The organism is Flammeovirga kamogawensis (assembly GCF_018736065.1).
GTDB classification, from domain to species: Bacteria; Bacteroidota; Bacteroidia; order Cytophagales; family Flammeovirgaceae; genus Flammeovirga; species Flammeovirga kamogawensis.
The window spans coordinates 334,784-354,322 of the sequence record NZ_CP076128.1; the positions used below are offsets into that span (position 1 = coordinate 334,784).

Here is a 19,539-nt window from a genome sequence, read left to right on the forward strand (position 1 = left end):
TTTTCTGCTGTGTATTTTGATTTTATACATTACAAAAGAAATTCATGTTAGATAATCATTATTGTTCTAAATCCGATTAGTATATTCGCTTCTAAATCAGATTTAAGACAAACGTCGTAAAATTAATAGTAGTTCTCGTCCTTTGGACACAAAAATTATGAAAAAATTATTTCTGCTTGATGGTATGGCATTGATTTTTCGTGCCCACTTTGCTTTAATACGTAATCCACGTATCAATTCTAAAGGAGTGAATACAAGTGCACCTATGGGCTTTGTAAACTCTCTATTAGAAATTCTTAAAAAGCAGAATCCTACTCATATAGCTGTATCTTTTGATTTACCTGCTCCAACATTCCGACATAAAATGTTTAGTGAATACAAGGCAAATAGACAAGAGACTCCTGAGGATATATCAATAGCAATTCCAATAGTGAAAAAAATTGTAGATGCTTTTAATATTCCTAGAATTGAGATGGAAGGATATGAAGCAGATGATGTTATTGGAACATTAGCTAAAGTAGCATCTAAAAAGGGTTTTCAGACATATATGATGACACCTGATAAGGATTACGCTCAATTAGTGGATGAAAATACTTTCTTATACCGTCCTTCTACGAAAGGAGGAATTGAAATTTTAGGCGTCAATGAAGTTTTAGAGAAGTTTGATTTAGACCGTATTGATCAAGTAATTGATTTGCTAGGTTTACAAGGTGATGCCGTTGATAATATTCCTGGTGTACCTGGGGTGGGACCAAAAACTGCTTGCAAGTTATTAAAACAATATAGTACAGTAGAAGGTATTATTGAACATTCTGACGAACTAAAAGGCAAACTTAAAGAACGTGTTCAAGGTAATGTTGAGCAAGCATTAATGTCTAAAGAGTTAGCCACTATTAAGATAGATGTTCCTGTTGAGTTTAATGAACAAGATTTACTTATTTCTGAGCCAAATAAAGAGGAATTAATAAAAATATTTACTGAATTAGAATTTAAAACTTTACTTCAGAGAGTTTTTCCAGGAGAAAAGAAAGCCGTAACGCCAAAGAAATCAATAAAAGCAGGTGAACAAGCTTCTTTATTCGGAGGAAGTGCTTCAAGTGCTACTACTTCAACAGCTTCAGAACCTGAAGACGTTGTAGAAGAAGAGATAATAATTGAAAAATCTACATTTGCTACTGTAGATAAAAATTATAGATTGGTAGATTCTCCGGAAAGATACGAAGAGTTAGTTAGTTATTTAAGTAAACAAAAAGAGTTTGCTTTTGATACTGAAACAACTTCTTTAGATGCTTTGGAAGCTGAAGTTGTAGGGATGTCGTTTAGTGCAGCCAAGGACGAAGCATACTATGTGCCTGTTCCACTAGATAAAAAGCAAGCAGATATTATATTTACTTATTTTAAGCCTCTTTTTGCAAATCAAGAAATACTTAAAATAGGTCAGAATTTAAAATATGATTTACAGGTACTTGAGACTGCTAATGTTGATGTAAAAGGCCCTTTCTTCGATACCATGCTGGCACATTATCTATTAGAGCCAGATAAACGACATGGTATGGATGCGATTTCGGAAGTTTACTTAAATTATATACCTGTTTCAATAGAGACTATTTTAGGTAAAAAAGGAAAGAAGCAAAAAAACATGAAAGATATGTCTGTTCAAGAAGTATATGAATATGCTTGTGAAGATGCAGATGTAACACTTCAATTGAGAGAAGTTTTTGAACCACTCTTAAAAAATAAAGGACTTGATAAATTGTTCACTAATCTAGAAATGCCTTTAATGGAAACATTAAAAGATATGGAAAGAGAAGGGGTGAATTTAGATGTAGAATCTTTAGAGAAGTATTCTATTGAATTAGCAAGTTCTGTGGAACAATTAGAAAAGGAAATCTATCTTTTAGCGGGTGAAGAGTTTACAATTTCTTCTCCGAAGCAGCTAGGAATAGTTCTTTTTGAAAAAATGAAGCTTGTTGAAAAGCCTAAAAAGACAAAAACAGGACAGTACGCAACAGGTGAAGAAGTATTGCAAGGTTTAAGAAACCATGAAATAGTAGGTAAGATCTTAGATTTCCGTCAATTAAATAAATTGAAAAGTACTTATGTAGATGCACTTCCTAAGCTGATTAAATCAGATGGAAGAGTGCATACAACGTATAATCAAGCAATTGCCGCAACAGGACGTTTATCATCTACAGATCCTAACTTGCAGAATATTCCAATTAAAACATCAAGAGGTAGAGAAATTAGAAAAGCATTTGTCGCTAGAAATAACGATTATACTTTTGTTGCTGCCGATTATTCTCAAGTTGAATTAAGAATTATGGCTGCTTTTAGTGGTGATAAAGAGATGATTGATGCTTTTAAAAATGGAAGAGATATTCATACAGCAACTGCAGCTAAAGTATTTAAAGTTGCAGAAAGTGATGTAGATTCAGAAATGCGTAGAAAAGCTAAAACTGCCAATTTTGGTATTATCTATGGTGTATCTGCTTTCGGGTTATCTCAACAGCTTAATATACCAAGAAGTGAAGCAAAAGCATTAATTGATGCATATTGGGAAGAATTTCCATCTGTCAAAAAGTATATGGATGATGTGATAGGAAAAGCAAGAGACAATGAATATGTAGAAACATTAATGGGTAGAAGAAGGTATCTAAGAGATATTAATTCTAGAAACTTTACTGTACGTGGTATGGCCGAAAGAAATGCTATCAATGCTCCAATTCAAGGTACTGCTGCAGATATTATCAAAAAAGCAATGATTGAGATTCAAGCTTGGATGAAATTGGAAGGTTTAAAATCTAAAATGATTTTGCAAGTTCATGATGAATTAATTTTTGATGTTTATAATGAAGAATTAGATCTTCTTAAAGCAAAAGTTAAAGAATTAATGGAGGGTGCTGATGATATTGGAGTTCCTTTAGAAGTAGAAATAGGCGAAGGTAATAATTGGCTTGAAGCACACTGATAAAAGTATGAGTACAAATAAATTAAATACAGAAAAGTCGTTCTTCATAGGTTTACAAGATTTTATGCGTTTAATACGCGGGTCAAACTTATTTATCATCTTTGTTACACAATGGATGGGGAGAATCTTTTTAATAGGAGACTCGTCTAAGGTTGGAGAGTATCTTAAAGATTTTAACTTTTTCTTATTGACACTTTCTACTTTATTAATTGCAGCAGCAGGATATATTATTAATGATTACTATGATATAAAAATTGATGCAATTAATAAACCGAATAAATTAGTAGTTGGTAAAGTAATGAAAAGGCGTGTAGCTTTATTTACACATACTGTATTTAATTTAACAGGCATATTAATTGGTTTTTACCTTTCTACAGAAGTAGGGATTGTGTGTTTTGTTATTTCATTCTGGTTGTGGCTCTATTCAAATACGCTAAAACGGAGAGCATTTATAGGGAACCTGAGTGTAGCTGCAATTACATCACTGTCTGTATTTTTATTGAATATTTATTTTGTTCAAAATAATATGGAAGTGTACCAGTTTGGTATTTTTGCTTTTTTTGTCTCGATTATCAGAGAAATTATTAAAGATTTAGAGGATAAAGAAGGAGATGCACAATTTGGTTGTAAAACATTACCTATTATTTGGGGTGATGGTAAAACCAAAAAATTAGTTTATGTTCTCTTTGCTCTATTTATCGTAATTTCAATATTCATGATTTTACACATGAGGCAAGAGTATTTTCAGTATTACTTCTTGATATTGTCTATACCAGCTTTCTTTCTTATTTACAAAATTTATAAGGCAGGGACAAGTAAAGATTATGCAACGATAAGTAAAATGATAAAGTTTTATATGTTAGCAGGTATCTTAGGAATGCTATTTATATAATAAAGAAATCCCATTCGATTGAATGGGATTTCTTGTTTTAAAGTTTTAATGTAAATTGAATTGGTTAGAAAAGAAGTCGTCTTATTTTGCTGATGTTACGTCTGTACTTTCGAAGATCTTATCTGCAGATGAGGCAACAAATCCTTCAAATAATTGTCCGTCTTTCTGAGGATACCTCATTGCAAATTCATAATAACAAGAAGGAACTTCGAATTCACCTTCTTGGAATTTAATCTTTACTTTATCAGCCAAAATACTAGACTGCTCCAAGCATTGTGCTTTACTTCCTTTTATTTCACCACCGGAAGTATTCATTTTAAATTTATTTTCTTTCAAGAAATCATTCACACTTTCAAGTGTATCAAAGTTTTTAAGCTTATTACAATAAATTGTAAAATGATTCGCTCTAAAACCAAACACATACATCCAAGCAGCGTATTCAGATTCTTGTAAAAGCTTTTCGTAAATTTTATGTGATGGTTCTCCCCATGTACGTCCACTAAGTAATAAATTAGCAGGTGATGTTGAAGATAAATCAGATGTTGCAATAATTGAATCAGCTACATCTTGAATAAACTCACTACATAATTCTAAACGTAATTCGCTAATAAATATTTTAGGGGCATCCTTATTATACATATGTTCGTAATGTGAAGCCTTTAATTTTTTTGCTTCAAATATGTATTCTCCTTTTTTTTCGTATCCAATACTAGTAAAAGGGATTGATAAGGTTTCAACGTTTACAAGTGGGTTGTTAAACGTACGAATGGCGATGTGATCATTAGAGATAGATTCGCCTTTTTTTTCAAAAATTGATTGAATTTTAGCAGCAGAGGGAGTGACTTTAACGTACTCGTCCCAAAGCTTCTCTACAATATTTTCCATGTGTTTACGGTTAGGATGTTAGTATATCAATTTTTATATAAATGTAATATTTACGTTTAAATTGATATGCAAATATACACATGAATTTTTATAGGCAAAGGAAAAAATGAATTATTTTATTTTTTGGAAAATGATAGTGCCATCATTCTTTTCAAAACGTTCATATTTGTCTTTAATGATCGTTAGAAAATCCAAGATTTGTTCTCCCTGATTGTTAGAGTCAATGATAGTTTCTGGTAAATCTCTTTCAAACTCATTGTAGATTACTCTTAACTGATCGTAATTATCTACATTCCTGAAATAATTTTGACAAACTCTCCAATTCAAGTAGGGTGTAGCTAATTTTTTATTTTGATAATAATCGTAATTGGTACCAAAAACGAGAACGCTTTCACCAATTTCATCATCAAAAGGAATTGGCTTACTCCAAGCATTTAAATAAGGAGAGTCAATTTTCTTAGGAAGAATATTGAATGCTGTAGTATACATAATTACTAAAAGTAAACTACAATAGATCCATAAAGTACTTTCTGCGAACATTATTCTTCTAATTAAAAGTAATTCATGTGTACAGAAAAATGCCAATGAAGGTACAAATAAAATGAGCTGAAAAGATGCTGTATATTGTGAAAATATTATACTCAGAGATGCTGTAATTACCCAAATAAGCATTACTTGTTGAATACTTTGCTGTGAGTTAATAAATGAGTTATAAGAGAATGTTCTGAAGGCCCCAGATAAGAAAATTAAAGTTGGTACTACCATCAAGATAATCATCTGCTCCCACGATAATATGAAGTTATGGTCTAATTGCGTGATTGTTAAGATACATAAGTTTACAAATTCAGATATGTTACTATTGTAATAGAGATAGAGAAAGTAACTACCCCAAACTATTGTAAACCCAACAAAAGCTAGAAAAAGTCTTCTTATAGAAGTTACTCGGAAACTTGCTAATGCAAAAATACCCATCAAAAGGAAGGAGAAGGAAGGAAGGTATGCTAAAGAGGCTAAACCAAAAAATATACCTGTATTAAGAATACTTTGTTCTGTATCTGTTCTTTCCATTCTTAAAATATTCCTTAATCCAAATAGCAGAAATGTAAGGCTTATCAGAATGGGGGATAAAGTCATGAAATCGTAACTGATATTAGAAAATACCAGATATAGAAAACCAGGTATGAAAGTTTTTTGTTTGTAAGCTTCACTTCTATTTAACATGGTATTAAATAAGAAAGACTGAAAGAATGTCAGTATAGAAGCAATCACAAAGAATGTGACTTGAGTACCACCAAAAAACTTTGCAGCAAACCAATAAACACCAGCAGATAATGGAGCAATATTATCCCATATATCTTGATACATCATACTTCCATCTGCTAATTTCTGACCTAATGTAATCCAATGTATTTCTTCTGACATTAATGGTATTCCACTTAACCAAATAGGAAGTCGAATAAGTATAAGTAGAAAAAGTAGTGCAATTAAGCGTAAAGGATCGTTGATCTTAAAAAATGAAAGCATCTCTTTGTACTAGATTTGATGTTTTTTTGGTTTGCTTTTAAAACTTATCTTGTATAAGTGTCGTCATCGTTATCTCCTTTATCATCAGGTATATCGATGTCTTTAAATAAATCTTCTATTTTTTCAGCTTCTTCTGCAGTGTTATCATAATAGAAACGTAACTGAGGGATTACCCTTGCTTGATGACGAATGCGTTGCCCTAGTATATTACGAATAGCTTTACTTTGCTCTTCTATTTCTGCTACTTTACTTTCAGGGTCTTTAACTAAAAGAAAGCTTAAATAAACTTTTGCAAGTCCTAAATCTGGAGATATTTCAACGTGAGTTACAGTGATAAAAGAACCACCAAACATTGAAACACTATTTTGCTGAAAAATTTCGCCTAAATCTTTTTGAATTAAGCGAGAAAATTTATGTTGTCTTTTACTATCCATGGTAATGAATTAATAAATTAAGATGCTATATTAAAAACAAGTCACATAATGTTTTAATCCTAAAACATAGTTGACCATATGAACTTACAAAGTTCGAAAAAAAAATCTTATTTGAAGCACGTTTTTAGTTATTCCTTTTCGTCATCATCATAATAATCATCATTACTATCATTTTCGAAGTCAAAATGTTGAAAATCATTATTTTCTTCCATGCCAAATAATTGTTCTTGGTTGGCTGCTGAATTTTCATCTAGATCAAACGGATCTCTTTTATCTTCTTCATAGTCATCATCTTCAAAATTGTCATCTTCAAAATCATCCTCGTCGTTAATTTCAAAATGATTATTAGCCAAACCTTCTGCACTTTCATCATCATCATAAAATTCACCAGTTACAGGAGGTGTGTCTTCTATTGTTCTAGTTTGCTGCCCAAAATTATTTTCAATTTGTGTTGCAGTTGATTCTTTAGGAACAGGTTTATTTAGCGAATGTGTTACTGTTAAAATCATATATAAATCATTATATAGTGATTTTAATATAAATGACCTAGTTAATGAGTGAGTTGTGTCAACTTTAAAGAGCTCTTTTCTGATATCTAAAAAAACATACATCTTGTCGTTTTTTACAACGCAATTGACTTTTGCTTTAAAGTGCTTTTTAATCTTATAAAGTTTTTCTATAAAATCATCTTTAAGACTACTTTCTGCTGCAGCTCTATTCTCTGCGTATACCTTAAATATCTCTCTATACTTTGGGTGTTTAATAGGTACATATGTACCATACCGTTCATCTTTTTCTTCAATAAGGCGTCCAAGATGTCCCCAATGTTTTTGTATATCATCTTCAAAAATATAGACATCAGAAGCAGGAGGTTCCTTAAGTTCAACAATCATAAAGAAACCATGGAATATAGTTTCAGATTTTGCTTGTTCTTGCTTTTTTTTATTTAAATACCATTTATTTTTTGGAGGTAATTGTTTGGCAACTTCAACTTCGGAAACCGTAATATTTATGCCGTCAATACTTCCCGTAATAAGATCATCTCCTGTATAGATGTCAGGAACTAGAGGGTCAACACCACTTCTAATCCATTCTTTTAAGGGAATATAATCTTCAGGTTCATAATGGAGGGAAGGATCCATAAATCGGATCATTTCTCTTACTACTAATTCTTTATATTCACCTTCAATTGTTTCATCAAGAAAATTATTTTTAAAATAAAGGTGAGAAGCAAAAGGTGCAAATAGGCACATGAAATATAAACCATAATCATGTATTTGATTTAAATAGACAAGTATCCATGCTATAAAAATCATAAGAAATGTAAGTCCGCCAAATTGTAGTCGCTTATTATGCATCTGGAAACGTTTAGCTTCAAGATCTTCTAACTGCGGTTTAATATTTTCTTTAAAAAAGGCTTTAAATTCTTCGAAAGATTTCATAAAAAATAATGGTAGAGCGAATACTCTCTTCAATTCTATTGATGAATATAAGGAGAATCTGTTTAGAAAGTTAAAAAACAAGGATTATGAATGCGGAATAATTGTATTATTCATAATCTTGTAAGAATTTAGCACAATGAAAAAATTTTTAGTCATACAAACAGCTTTCATAGGTGATGTGATCATGGCAACAGCTGTTGTAGAGAAATTAATAAAATTTTATCCTGAAGCGGAAATTGATTTTGTAGTCCGTAATGGAAATGAAGGGTTGTTGAGAAACAATCCATATATAAATGAAGTTATAATCTGGAATAAGAAACAAAATAAAAATAAAAATTTATTTAAAGTTGCAATGGAAATCCGTCGTCGTAAATACGATAGGGTTATTAATTTGCAAAGATATTTCTCAACAGGTTTAATGACATTTTTATCTGCTGCAAAATCAACAGCAGGATTTGATAAAAACCCACTTAGTGGATTCTTTTCTATTAAAAAACCTCATGTAGTAGGCAAAGGCAGAGAACAGGAAAACCATGAAGTAGCAAGGTATATATCATTAATTGAGGATATCACAGATGATAAATTTGTTAAGCCCAAATTATATCCTAGAGAAATTGATTATGATAAAGCTAAGTTTGATGGTGAATATGTAACTGTTGCACCTAGTTCTGTTTGGTATACTAAACAATTTCATAAAGATAAATGGGTAGAGTTGATCGATAAAATCCCTGAAAATATTACAGTGATTTTGATCGGTGGACCTGGAGATTTTTCTGTTTGCGATGAGATAATAGAGAAAGTAAAAAGAGGAAACCTATGCAATTGGGCAGGGAAACTCTCTTTTTTACAATCTGCAGCATTAATGAAAGGTGGAATTATGAATTATGTCAATGATTCTGCTCCTCAGCATATGGCAAGTGCTGTGAATGCGCCTCAAACTGCAATATTCTGTTCTACTATTCCTGAATTTGGCTTTGGCCCTTTGTCAACAAATTCTAAAATTGTAGAGGTTAAAGAAGATTTAGCTTGTAGACCTTGTGGGATACATGGCCATAAAAGCTGTCCCAAAAAACACTTTAAGTGTTCTATGGATATAGATGTCGAAGATTTACTCTTAGACGAATGGAAGTAACGTTAATTTAAATGTTTTAACTTTACTGATACTAATACAAACTAACAAATTAGTCGTAATGAAAAATTATCATCTAACTGCAGGACCAAGTGAACTGTATTTTACTGTTGAACAACATATTCAACAAGCTTTAAAAGAAAATATTGCGGTTGTTTCTCACAGAAGTGCTGCATTTCAAGACATGTTTGGCTTTACGGTAAGTCAAGTAAAAGAAATGTTAGGTGTGCCTGCTGATTTTCATGTAGTTTTTACAGGATCAGCAACAGAAGTTTGGGAACGTCTTGCTCAGAATTGCATTACTAAAAAGAGTGCTCACTTTGTAAATGGGTCATTTTCTGAAAGGTTTCATGCTTTTGCTGAGGCTTGGGGAATGGAAACTCAGAAAATTGAAAAACCTTTGGGAGAGGGTTTTACTTTAAGTGAGGTGGAAATTGATAATGACGTCGATTTTATTGCGATAACTCAAAATGAAACAAGTACAGGGGTACAGTTCCCTGTTGAAGATATTTATAAAATACGAGAGGAGAATCCTGAAGCAATTATTGCAATTGATGCAGTTTCTTCTGTACCCTATTTAAAGATCGACTTCAATAAAATAGATAGTTTATACTTTTCAGTTCAAAAAGGTATGGGTTTACCTGCTGGGTTAGGAGTGTGGATTTTTAATGAGAAGTGTGTAGATAGAGCTAAAGAGATAAAAGCAAGTGGTAGACATTTAGGTGGTTATCATGATATGTTTACACTATTAAAAAATGCTTCTAAAAACATGACTCCAGCAACTCCAAATGCATTAGGAATGTATATTTTAGGAAAAGTGTCAGAAGATTTAATCCGTAGAGATATGGATATAGTTAGAAGCGAGACGGATTATAAAGCAGCATTACTTTATGGAGCAGTAGAAGCACATAAAGATTTGGATTATGCTGTGAAAGAAGAGAGAGTGCGATCTAAGACTGTTATTGTTATAGATGTAAAAGAAGGTAGATCTGCTAAAGATTTAATGACTTATTTATCTGATAAAGGGTTGATTGTTAGTTCAGGATATGGTCCGAATAAAGCTACTCAAATAAGAATCGCAAATTTCCCTACGCATTCTAAGGAGTTATATTTTCAATTAATTGATTTAATTGAGGCATGGTAATTAGGTGAATTACTTGCATAAAAAAAGGATAAATCATACGAAATGATTTATCCTTTTTTGTTTTATAGAAAAAGCGATTAATGACTAAAGCTTTTGATGTCGTTTGGATTGTGTTTGTGCTTAAATAGTACAGCAAAGAATAAGGCAACTATTAATGAATAAATAGCAAAACTTGTCCATACACTAGGCCATTGAATATGTCCATCTATTGTGAAAAAAGCATCAATCATCCATCCACTGATCGAACTACCTAATACAGCTCCAAAACCATTCGTCATCATCATAAATAATCCTTGACCAGAAGCTCTAATTTTTTCATCACATTGAGACTCTACATAAAGTGAACCAGAAATGTTGAAGAAATCAAAGGCCATTCCATATACGATACAAGAAATGATTATCCATGGTAAGCCCTCTGCAGGGTTGCCTACAGCAAATAATCCAAAGCGTACAACCCAAGCAAACATACTTATTAGCATTACTTTCTTGATGCCAAACTTCTTTAAAAAGAAAGGGATTGCAAGGATAAATAATGTCTCAGAAACCTGAGAAATAGACATTATAATTGCTGGATATTTTACAGAAAGTAAATCTTTATATTCATCTATTTTAGCAAAATCATGAAGGAATGTATCTCCATATGCATTCGTTAATTGTAATGCAGCTCCTAAAAGCATAGAGAAAATGAAAAATAAAGCCATTTTTCTTTCCTTGAATAACTTAAATGCGTCTAAACCAAGTGCACTTGCTAAAGATTGATCTTTTGGTTGTTTATTTACATCACATTTAGGTAATGAGAAAGAATAAATACCAAGGCATAAAGATGCGATTGCTGAAACATAAAACTGCATTGCAGATTTCTCAAAGCCTAGTAAACTAACAACCCACATTGCAGCAATAAAACCAATTGTACCCCAAACTCTAATAGGAGGGTATACTTTTACAATATCTAAACCTTCTTTTTTTAATGCTGAGTAGGCAACAGTAATTGAAAGTGATATTGTGGGCATGTAGAAAATCATATTGATTAGCATGACCACAAAAAACATATGCGGTGTTTGAACTTCTGGGATGTAAAAAAGTATCCCTGCACCGAGAATATGGAAAATTCCTAGTAATCTTTCTGCATTGATATATCTATCCGCAATAATACCCGTTATAGCAGGCATGAAAATAGATGCAATTCCCATTGTAGAAAAGATAGCACCAAACTCAGTACCTGACCAGCCTTTGTTTTGAAACCAGTAGCTACCAATGGTAATTAACCATGCTCCCCATATAAAGAACTGTAAAAAGTTCATTATTGTTAAACGCAGTTTTAAGCTCATGTTTTATTAATTGTGTTCATATAAATGTAATGGGTACAAATATAAACTTAAATACTATTTTATTGCGTTATAAACTGATACTAATTCTTAACAGGATTAATAGTTTTATTAATCAATGACTTTTATCTAGTTTAACCAAAAAATACTATTTATTGTGAAAAGAGTAAATACTACTCTAAATTGGAATAATGCTATCAATATCAATCGGGGTCCATTATCTGACTAGCTCTTGTTTGTTTTTTATTGATGTAGTTCTTTTTCACGTAACCAAAATTAAGGTTTACCCCAACTCTTATTCCAAGTGATTGAGAGTTTTTCCAATTCGAAATATTATAAACAATATCATCTGAAATGGCATAAACTTTTATACCAGGAAAACCAACAGATACCGCTGCACCTAATCTAGAAATTCCGCTTTTATCAGCTGTATAATTTAAGCCAAGACCAAGAAAATCAGCAAACCGTTTATTCATGCTTACTGAAACTCTAGGGTTAAAATAATTATCGTAATAACTAAAGCCTAACGTTGCTCCAACAATAAATTTATGTCCAAAGTCATAACTAGAAGCAAGATTAACATAAGTTGGTAGATAAGTTGTGTAACTGTCTAAATTCCCATCTTCAGTTAATTGATAGTCGAATAGTGCAACTAGAGAGTCGTATTGTGTATTGTCTACTTCTTGATTTATTATTTGTTGTGGTGAAGCCCCTGTAATAGTATAAGAATTGTAATCTTCAGCTCCAATTTTGTAGTTGCGTCTACCATTAGACCAAAATATTTGACCAATATTAGTAGCAGCAAACTCAAATAATAATTTATCAGAATATTGATAGGTAAGCCCAACATCTATTGCATATCCATTTCCAGCACCTCCAGCAAGATAGTCACCTAAATTAGCTGTAGAAAAGTTGCCTTCGCGGTCTAATACATTAGTTAGGCCAGCTGTTCTTACAGGACCATCTACTTTTATATGTAAAGGATAATTGACTGCATCTTCTGTAGTTATTTCAATAGTAGCATCAGTAGCTTGGATATTCATTATACCACTCAAGTATTTTACATTCAATCCAAAGGTCCATTGATCTTTTATATTGTAATTAAAACCAATTCCGTATTCTCTGTAATGAGAAAGATTGATAGTAGGAGCAACATTGAATGTTTTGTTAAGATTATCTTGATGGGCAGTTCCTTTAGAAAATAATTCTCCAACATCTTCATTTATTGATGATAATGCAGAAAGTTTTTCTCTTATAAACAGGCTGACACTAACCTTGTCGGAAGTAATATATAAGCCAAAAATATCTAAATATGCACTAGTTTCTAATACATTATTATTTTTTAAATTTTCAAAGAGTTTCTCAAGGTCTACATTACTTCCATATTCATCGTCATCAGAAAAAATACTATTGTAATAAAAAGTAGTAGACTCTGCATTAACATACGCAGATGGTAATATTACAGATGTTTTGTAAACACTTCTATGTGCAGGATTTAGCTGCGAAGATTGCGGCATATCTTTCATAAAATAGAGCATTGTTTCTTGTTGGGCATTTGCTGTCAAACCAGAAATAATAAGCATCCATAAAAGAGTAATATATATAAATTGTTTTGCGTTAAAATTCATTTGGATCAATAGTAACTGATGCTGCAAGACCTGCTTTTATTAAGAGTTTCCCAGTAGGGTAGAAAGGTACAATATCACCATTTGGTGTATCAAATATACCTCTAACATTTAAAATCTTGGATTTTAGAATATTTGTGGCATCTTCTCCTGTTATCCTAATTTCAAATTTTCTGAACGATGTTTCATTTATAGTACCATCGCTATTTAGTTTAGCGGCTTCCATAAATTTAATTGAATTGACATTAGGGCTAGAATTGAGGTCTATCAAATAAGGTGATATATCATCCTCTGAATTTAAAGTGTATATTTCAAGTGTTCCATCCATAGGGAAATGATTTTCAAATTCTATAGATAGATACGCAGAATCTAAAAAATTAACACTTTGATCAAACCCATCTTCAATTAATAAATTTGTAGAAAATGTAACATCTTTTAAACCAACTTCAAAGGGTATACCTAAGAATAAGTTGTGTTTTAGATAAGAGGTTTCGTCAATAAAATAACTCTGGCCTTTAAACATTTTAATATCTACTTGACCTGTGATAGCGACTGCATTAGGTTTTTTCTTTAATGTATTTATTGCTTGGCCAATATCAAGAGTATCAATAGCTTCTTCTCCTAATGTAATTGGATAATGTATTTGATTTTTGCTTAATGTTAACGGTATTATTTCATTATCTATTGAACTTTGAGCATATACTTCAATATTCGATGTGTATATATCAAGGCCAAAAGTATTATACGCAACCATTGATAACCTTAAATCTGCTAAAGTAACTTGACCTTCGTCTAAAGTACTATCAAATAATGTAAGTGTAGTTATTTGTAGAGGAACTTCAATTGGTATCTCAAAATCAAAAAAAGGTGTAAAGGTTATATTACTTATTGAATTGACTTTTATTTCTGATTTTACCCCACTTCCTACAGAAAAATCTACTTCTTGATTATTAATAAGATTTTTGAGTCTCAACCCATAAATATATCCATCTTTTAAAGTTAATGATTTGTTATCAAGATTAAGCTGTATATCTAGATTGCTATTTGCTGCAATAGTATTATTTGTACTTGCAATTAATATTGTATCTGTTGATGAATAATGGATTAATTCTATTATTAAAGATGATTCTGTAGAATTAGGGTTTTTAATGTTAGTTATAAAAAAACCATCTTTAATAGTAAGATTTTGAATATCAAAATATAAGTTAGATAAAGTTACAGGGAAAGTTATTTCTTTTGGGAAGATTACACCGGAAACAAAAGCACCTGGCAATAAAATTTCAGTATGTAAAATAAAATTATCTTCTGCTAAAACCTGATCTCCTGTAATTATTGCTGGTAAAGCTTCTTTTTCTTCTTCAGTAGTCCATGTACTATATTCTAAAACCCATGGAGTTTCACTAGTATTTACATGTGCACGGTCTGTCTCACTTAATAGAGAATTAAGTGTAATCTCTCCATTTAGTAGTGGAATAGCAAAAAATTTAGATTCTAAAGGTTTAATTCCAATGTTTTCAAAGCTTGAAGCATCAAAACCACAAGAGCATAAAAACAGAATAAAAAAAAGGAGTGAATAAGAAAGATACCTCATGAAAAAATGGATTATTCAATATTCTGCAATTTAAGTTTTTTTTACAATTAATTAGTTAATAAGAGAAACATTGTATGTAATGTCTTATTACTTGATCAACTGTTAAAATTAATTAAAAAATGTATTTTGAACACTATTTCTGCTAATTAAGTATATATATGCTAAATAGGTATATATATTTAACTTCTAATAATTGATTTAATTAAAAAAGTATATATTCATTTATATGAAAATGAACGAGATAGCTTGCCCTAAGTGTGATAGCCATTTATATACTAAAAGTGGTTTTGTAAAAGGGAGACAAAGATTTAAATGTAAAAGCTGTAATTATAATTTTTCTGTTGCTAAAAAGGGAAGAGAAGTGGATAGGAAATTTGTAATTAAAGCTTTGCAGCTTTATTTAGAAGGGGTTAGTTATAGAGAGATTGAACGTATTTTAGGAATAAGTCATGTCTCTGTAATGAACTGGGTGAAAAGATATAATATACCCCGATTGGAATCTGATGCGTATGCACCTACATATAAATTAATGAATCATAGTGAGCTTTTAACATTTATAATTAATAGAGAGAATTTAGAACAAGGAACTTCTATGATCACAGATTTAGGAGATAAGTACATGTTAATAACATGGCAAATGAAAAAATGATATATACTAATTTAGCAATAGTATATCTTTTTTAGATAATATTAAAAAGCTCTATATATATTCAAACTTCGAAAACTTCAGTAATATTTAATTTTTATCAAGTCCAGAAGGGCTTTGTTACTCAAACTTTACAACACTAATGATTAGCAGAATTAACAACCTAGAAGACTACGCTGTAGCCTATAGGAGAAGTGTAAGCGAGCCAGAAAGATTCTGGTCAGAAGTCGCAGAACAATTCGTTTGGAGAAAAAAATGGGACAAAACTGTTGAATATGATTTCGACAACTACAATGTTCAATGGTACAGAAATGGTAAATTAAACATTACCGAAAACTGCTTAGATCGTCATTTGCTTTCTAAGGGCGATAAGACAGCTATTCATTGGGTAGCTAATGATCCACACGAAAAAGATCGTATTTTCTCTTATAAAGAACTTCATGAGCAAGTGTCTTTATTTGCCAATGTTTTAAAAAGAAATGGAGTAGGTAAAGGTGATAGAGTTTGCCTTTATATGCCAATGGTTCCTGAGTTGGCAATTGCAGTTTTGGCATGTGCTAGAATAGGTGCAATTCATTCTGTGATATTTGGTGGTTTTTCAGCACAAGCTTTAGCAGATCGTATTAATGATGCAGGAGCAAAGATTTTAATTACAGCAGATCAAGGCCCAAGAGGTAAAAAGGTTGTTGAATTAAAAGCAATTGCAGATGAAGCATTATTTAAATGTGAAAATGTTGAGCGAGTAATTGTTTATCAAAGAACTGGTGCTGATGTTAAAATGGATGCAGAACGTGATGTTTATTGGCATGACGAAATTAAATCTGTACCAAATGTATGTGAGCCAGAAGTAATGGACTCAGAAGATCCTTTATTTATTCTGTACACATCAGGGTCAACAGGAAAGCCAAAAGGTGTTGTACATTCTACTGGAGGGTATATGGTATATACTTGGTACTCTTTTAGAAATGTATTCCAATACCAAGAAAACGATGTGTATTGGTGTACAGCTGATATTGGTTGGATTACTGGGCATTCGTATATTGTTTATGGTCCATTATTAGAAGGAGCAACATCTGTAATGTTTGAGGGAGTTCCTACTTTCCCAGATGCTGGTCGTTTCTGGAGAGTTGTGGATAGATTGAAAGTTAATATTTTCTATACTGCTCCAACCGCAATTAGAGCTTTAATGGCACAAGGGCTGGAATATGTAGAACTTTATAAACTAGATAGTTTAAGAGTTTTAGGTACTGTAGGTGAGCCTATTAATAGAGAAGCTTGGGAGTGGTATCATCAACATATTGGAAAAGGACGATGCCCAATTGTAGATACATGGTGGCAAACAGAAACGGGTGGTATTATGATTTCTCCAATAGCTGGAGTAATTCCAACAAAGCCAACTTATGCTACTTTACCATTACCAGGTATTCAACCAGTTTTGGTAGATCCAGAAGGTAATGAAATTGAAGGTAAAGGAGTTGAAGGGAATTTATGTGTGAAATACCCATGGCCATCTATGTTAAGAACTACATGGGGTGATCATGAAAGATGTAAGCAAACATATTTCTCCACTTTTAAAGGGTTATATTTTACAGGTGATGGCTGTCGTCGTGATGAAGATGGTTATTATAGAATTCTTGGTCGTGTAGATGATGTAATGAACGTGTCTGGACATAGATTAGGAACTGCAGAAGTTGAAAATGCAATTAACATGCATAGTGCTGTTATTGAATCTGCTGTTGTTGGGTATCCTCACGATATTAAAGGACAAGGTATCTATGCCTACGTTGTCTGTGATTCTGCAGAATTAGAAGTAAGCACAATATTAGAATTGAAAGAACAGATTTTAGAAGTAGTAATTGATAAAATCGGTAAGATTGCTCGTCCTGATAAAGTTCAAATTGTACGTGGTCTTCCTAAAACAAGATCAGGTAAAATTATGAGAAGAATTTTAAGGAAAATAGGAGAAGGTCAAACGGATAATTTCGGAGATATTTCTACTTTATTAGATCCTTCTATTGTGGAAGCAATAAAAGAAGGTGCTGTAAAAGATAATGCAATTAATGCATAAATAAAATTATTCAAAAAGCCCTTTCATTTACTTGAAAGGGCTTTTTTTTGTGCAAAAAAAATGAAATATAGCAGTTTTAATAAAAGGCGTCTTCAATATGTTTTATATCAATTGCATGGGTTGTGTATGTAATACTGATGATATCATATCGGACTAAGTAATTGGAGGTGTTATAGGTATCCATGTAATGGATGGCCGCATTTGTTATATTATTTATTTGTTTTTTGGAAACATGATTCTCAGGGAATCCAAAGTCATTTGAAGATCTAGTTTTTACTTCAACAAACACTAAAAATCGACCTTTTTTACAAATAATGTCAATTTCGTTATAACTGTATTTGTAATTTCTTTTTAAAATGGTGTACCCTTTATCAATTAGATAGTTTACGGCAATATTTTCACCGTTTGTTCCAAATTGTTTTTGAGCAGTTGTGTTAATTGATTTCATCCATATTGTATTTTTTTAGCAGTCTATGCCATGAATCCTTGTCTATGTTGTCAACTATTTCTGAATTAATCTTTTTGTATAATTTACTATTTCTTGGCATAAATAAAGAATAGTAGTTTTGTTTAAAATTAGCTTGAGAGATTTCAAATAAATCTTCTCCACTTCGTTCTTTAATTATATAACGCATTATTGGTTTGTCATGAACAAATGCAATTATTTTACCACTTTCTAAAGCTAATAAACCGTCTTCAGGGTTAGAAAATGTTGATGGATTTATTTGGTGTTTTAAAAGATAACTTTCAGCTCCAGAGTGTGCTGTAACTCCGATATTACCCTTCATTTTTCTTAAATCACTAACAGATTTTATTTTTGCTTCTAATTGATTTAAAGTTAAAGTAGATGTAATAGTTGCTGTAAAGCTAGATATTAAGCTAATAGCTACAAACATCCAAACCATAGAAATGACTCTACCAATAGTAGTTTTTGGTGTTTTATCACCATAACCAACAGTTGTGATAGTAACAGTAGACCACCAAATACCATCCATAATACCTTCAATTCCATCTCTAAAATCTTTGGCATTGTACTTTTTTTCAACCCACCAAACTAGAGTGCCAAAAAGAAATACGATAATTATTAAAGTGAAAAAGAGTTTCATGAAACCTACTGAAAAGAGGTTTGAGAAAAATATGGTAAGTTGGTCTTGTTTGTCTTTTAAAACCACTACACCAAGTGATGTTGTCATAAACGGATAAGTAACATCAAGCTGTCTAATTCTTGTACTACTTACAGGCATTGGATTAGCAGATATATCAATTTGTTTTCTTGATAAGCCTAAAATTAAACCAGGCATATGTTCATACTCAACAAACTCATATACTAAATGTAAATCTTCAGCAACCATGTGCCATAAATCTATACTTAAGCCATAAAAAGTACCATCAATCCCTTTAATAACAAAAGGAGGGTCCTCTCTTACACCCACTCTTAAAATATGATTTTCTAGTATTGTTCTTCTTTCAGTACCAGAATTTTGAGAGAATAATAAAATTGGAGAAAAAGTGAAGAGTAGCAATAAGTATAGTTTCATGCAGTAATAAAAAACGAAAATTTAAGGTGTATATATTTTTAATCATTATAAATATATAAAATTATAGAAATAAAAAATTAAAATTGTTGAATATAATACTGATCTTTTGAAAGTTAATTGAATGAGAGAGGAGGTTTAATGCTCGTTTTTAAGCGTTTGTTAATGCTTAAGGCCTGTTTTTGATTAAATTTCATATCATTAGCTAATTTATTTATGTAGGTTGCTTAAAAGTGAAATTTAATTCATGTATTTGCTTATTTGTGTATACAAATATAATATACTAAATACTTTTATTAAGTTTGTCTAGGTGCAAGTATATAACCTCAAC

The 19,539-nt window shown here is 31.4% G+C and carries 15 protein-coding genes; 6 read left to right on the forward strand and 9 right to left on the reverse strand.

From position 1 onward, the window contains the following. Positions 1–157: 157 nt before the first annotated feature. Both polA and KM029_RS01325 read left to right on the forward strand, forming a co-directional pair. Positions 158–2,968, forward strand: a complete 2,811-nt coding sequence (gene polA / locus KM029_RS01320) for a DNA polymerase I (RefSeq protein ID WP_184679470.1) — start codon at positions 158–160, stop codon at positions 2,966–2,968. Between the two features lie 7 nt (positions 2,969–2,975). Beyond that, entirely contained in the window at positions 2,976–3,860 is an 885-nt protein-coding gene (locus KM029_RS01325; RefSeq protein ID WP_144074996.1) for a geranylgeranylglycerol-phosphate geranylgeranyltransferase, read from the forward strand. 81 nt (positions 3,861–3,941) lie between these two features. Here the strand turns inward: KM029_RS01325 and KM029_RS01330 are convergent, their stop codons facing one another. From KM029_RS01330 to KM029_RS01345, 4 genes are all read right to left on the reverse strand, one after another. Continuing rightward, the gene (locus tag KM029_RS01330) at positions 3,942–4,745 is read right to left on the reverse strand and encodes a DUF1338 domain-containing protein (RefSeq protein ID WP_144074997.1); all 804 of its coding nucleotides are present in this window, start codon (positions 4,743–4,745) and stop codon (positions 3,942–3,944) included. A 111-nt stretch (positions 4,746–4,856) separates the two neighbouring features. Next, a complete protein-coding gene (locus tag KM029_RS01335) occupies positions 4,857–6,269 on the reverse strand; it encodes an LTA synthase family protein (RefSeq protein WP_144074998.1) in 1,413 nt (470 codons plus the stop codon). Between the two features lie 44 nt (positions 6,270–6,313). After that, positions 6,314–6,703 (reverse strand): 30S ribosome-binding factor RbfA, encoded by a 390-nt coding sequence (rbfA, locus tag KM029_RS01340; RefSeq protein WP_144074999.1) that lies wholly within the window; start codon positions 6,701–6,703, stop codon positions 6,314–6,316. 128 nt (positions 6,704–6,831) lie between these two features. Continuing rightward, positions 6,832–8,145, reverse strand: coding sequence for a DUF3137 domain-containing protein (locus KM029_RS01345; RefSeq protein ID WP_144075000.1), 1,314 nt, complete (start codon positions 8,143–8,145; stop codon positions 6,832–6,834). A gap of 136 nt (positions 8,146–8,281) precedes the next feature. On the opposite strand from KM029_RS01345, the gene KM029_RS01350 reads away from it, so the two are divergent. Then, positions 8,282–9,277, forward strand: a complete 996-nt coding sequence (locus KM029_RS01350; protein WP_144075001.1) for a glycosyltransferase family 9 protein — start codon at positions 8,282–8,284, stop codon at positions 9,275–9,277. A 58-nt stretch (positions 9,278–9,335) separates the two neighbouring features. Then, the gene (locus KM029_RS01355; protein WP_144075002.1) at positions 9,336–10,418 is read left to right on the forward strand and encodes an aminotransferase class V-fold PLP-dependent enzyme; all 1,083 of its coding nucleotides are present in this window, start codon (positions 9,336–9,338) and stop codon (positions 10,416–10,418) included. Between the two features lie 77 nt (positions 10,419–10,495). On the opposite strand, the gene KM029_RS01360 is transcribed toward KM029_RS01355, so the two are convergent. The 3 genes from KM029_RS01360 to KM029_RS01370 all read right to left on the reverse strand — a co-directional run bounded on the left by KM029_RS01360 (position 10,496) and on the right by KM029_RS01370 (position 14,959). After that, positions 10,496–11,746 (reverse strand): nucleoside permease, encoded by a 1,251-nt coding sequence (locus KM029_RS01360; protein ID WP_144075003.1) that lies wholly within the window; start codon positions 11,744–11,746, stop codon positions 10,496–10,498. A 200-nt stretch (positions 11,747–11,946) separates the two neighbouring features. Continuing rightward, positions 11,947–13,371, reverse strand: coding sequence for a DUF5723 family protein (locus KM029_RS01365; RefSeq protein WP_144075004.1), 1,425 nt, complete (start codon positions 13,369–13,371; stop codon positions 11,947–11,949). Further along, positions 13,361–14,959, reverse strand: coding sequence for a hypothetical protein (locus KM029_RS01370; protein ID WP_144075005.1), 1,599 nt, complete (start codon positions 14,957–14,959; stop codon positions 13,361–13,363). Before KM029_RS01370 ends, KM029_RS01365 begins: the two co-directional genes overlap by 11 nt. A 232-nt stretch (positions 14,960–15,191) precedes the next feature. Between KM029_RS01370 and KM029_RS01375 the strand changes: the two genes are divergently transcribed. Both KM029_RS01375 and acs read left to right on the forward strand, forming a co-directional pair. Beyond that, positions 15,192–15,608: an IS1/IS1595 family N-terminal zinc-binding domain-containing protein gene (locus tag KM029_RS01375; protein ID WP_158631122.1), complete on the forward strand. Its 417-nt coding sequence runs from the start codon at positions 15,192–15,194 to the stop codon at positions 15,606–15,608. A gap of 139 nt (positions 15,609–15,747) precedes the next feature. Next, positions 15,748–17,673 carry an acetate--CoA ligase gene (acs, locus tag KM029_RS01380; RefSeq protein ID WP_144075006.1) on the forward strand — a complete coding sequence of 642 codons (1,926 nt, stop codon included), beginning with the start codon at positions 15,748–15,750 and terminating at the stop codon, positions 17,671–17,673. A gap of 76 nt (positions 17,674–17,749) precedes the next feature. On the opposite strand, the gene KM029_RS01385 is transcribed toward acs, so the two are convergent. Next, entirely contained in the window at positions 17,750–18,121 is a 372-nt protein-coding gene (locus KM029_RS01385) for a YraN family protein (RefSeq protein ID WP_144075007.1), read from the reverse strand. Further along, complete coding sequence (locus tag KM029_RS01390) at positions 18,108–19,211, reverse strand: transporter substrate-binding domain-containing protein (protein ID WP_144075008.1); 1,104 nt, start codon at positions 19,209–19,211, stop codon at positions 18,108–18,110. The genes KM029_RS01385 and KM029_RS01390 overlap by 14 nt, the downstream gene beginning before the upstream one ends. Positions 19,212–19,539 lie beyond the last annotated feature (328 nt).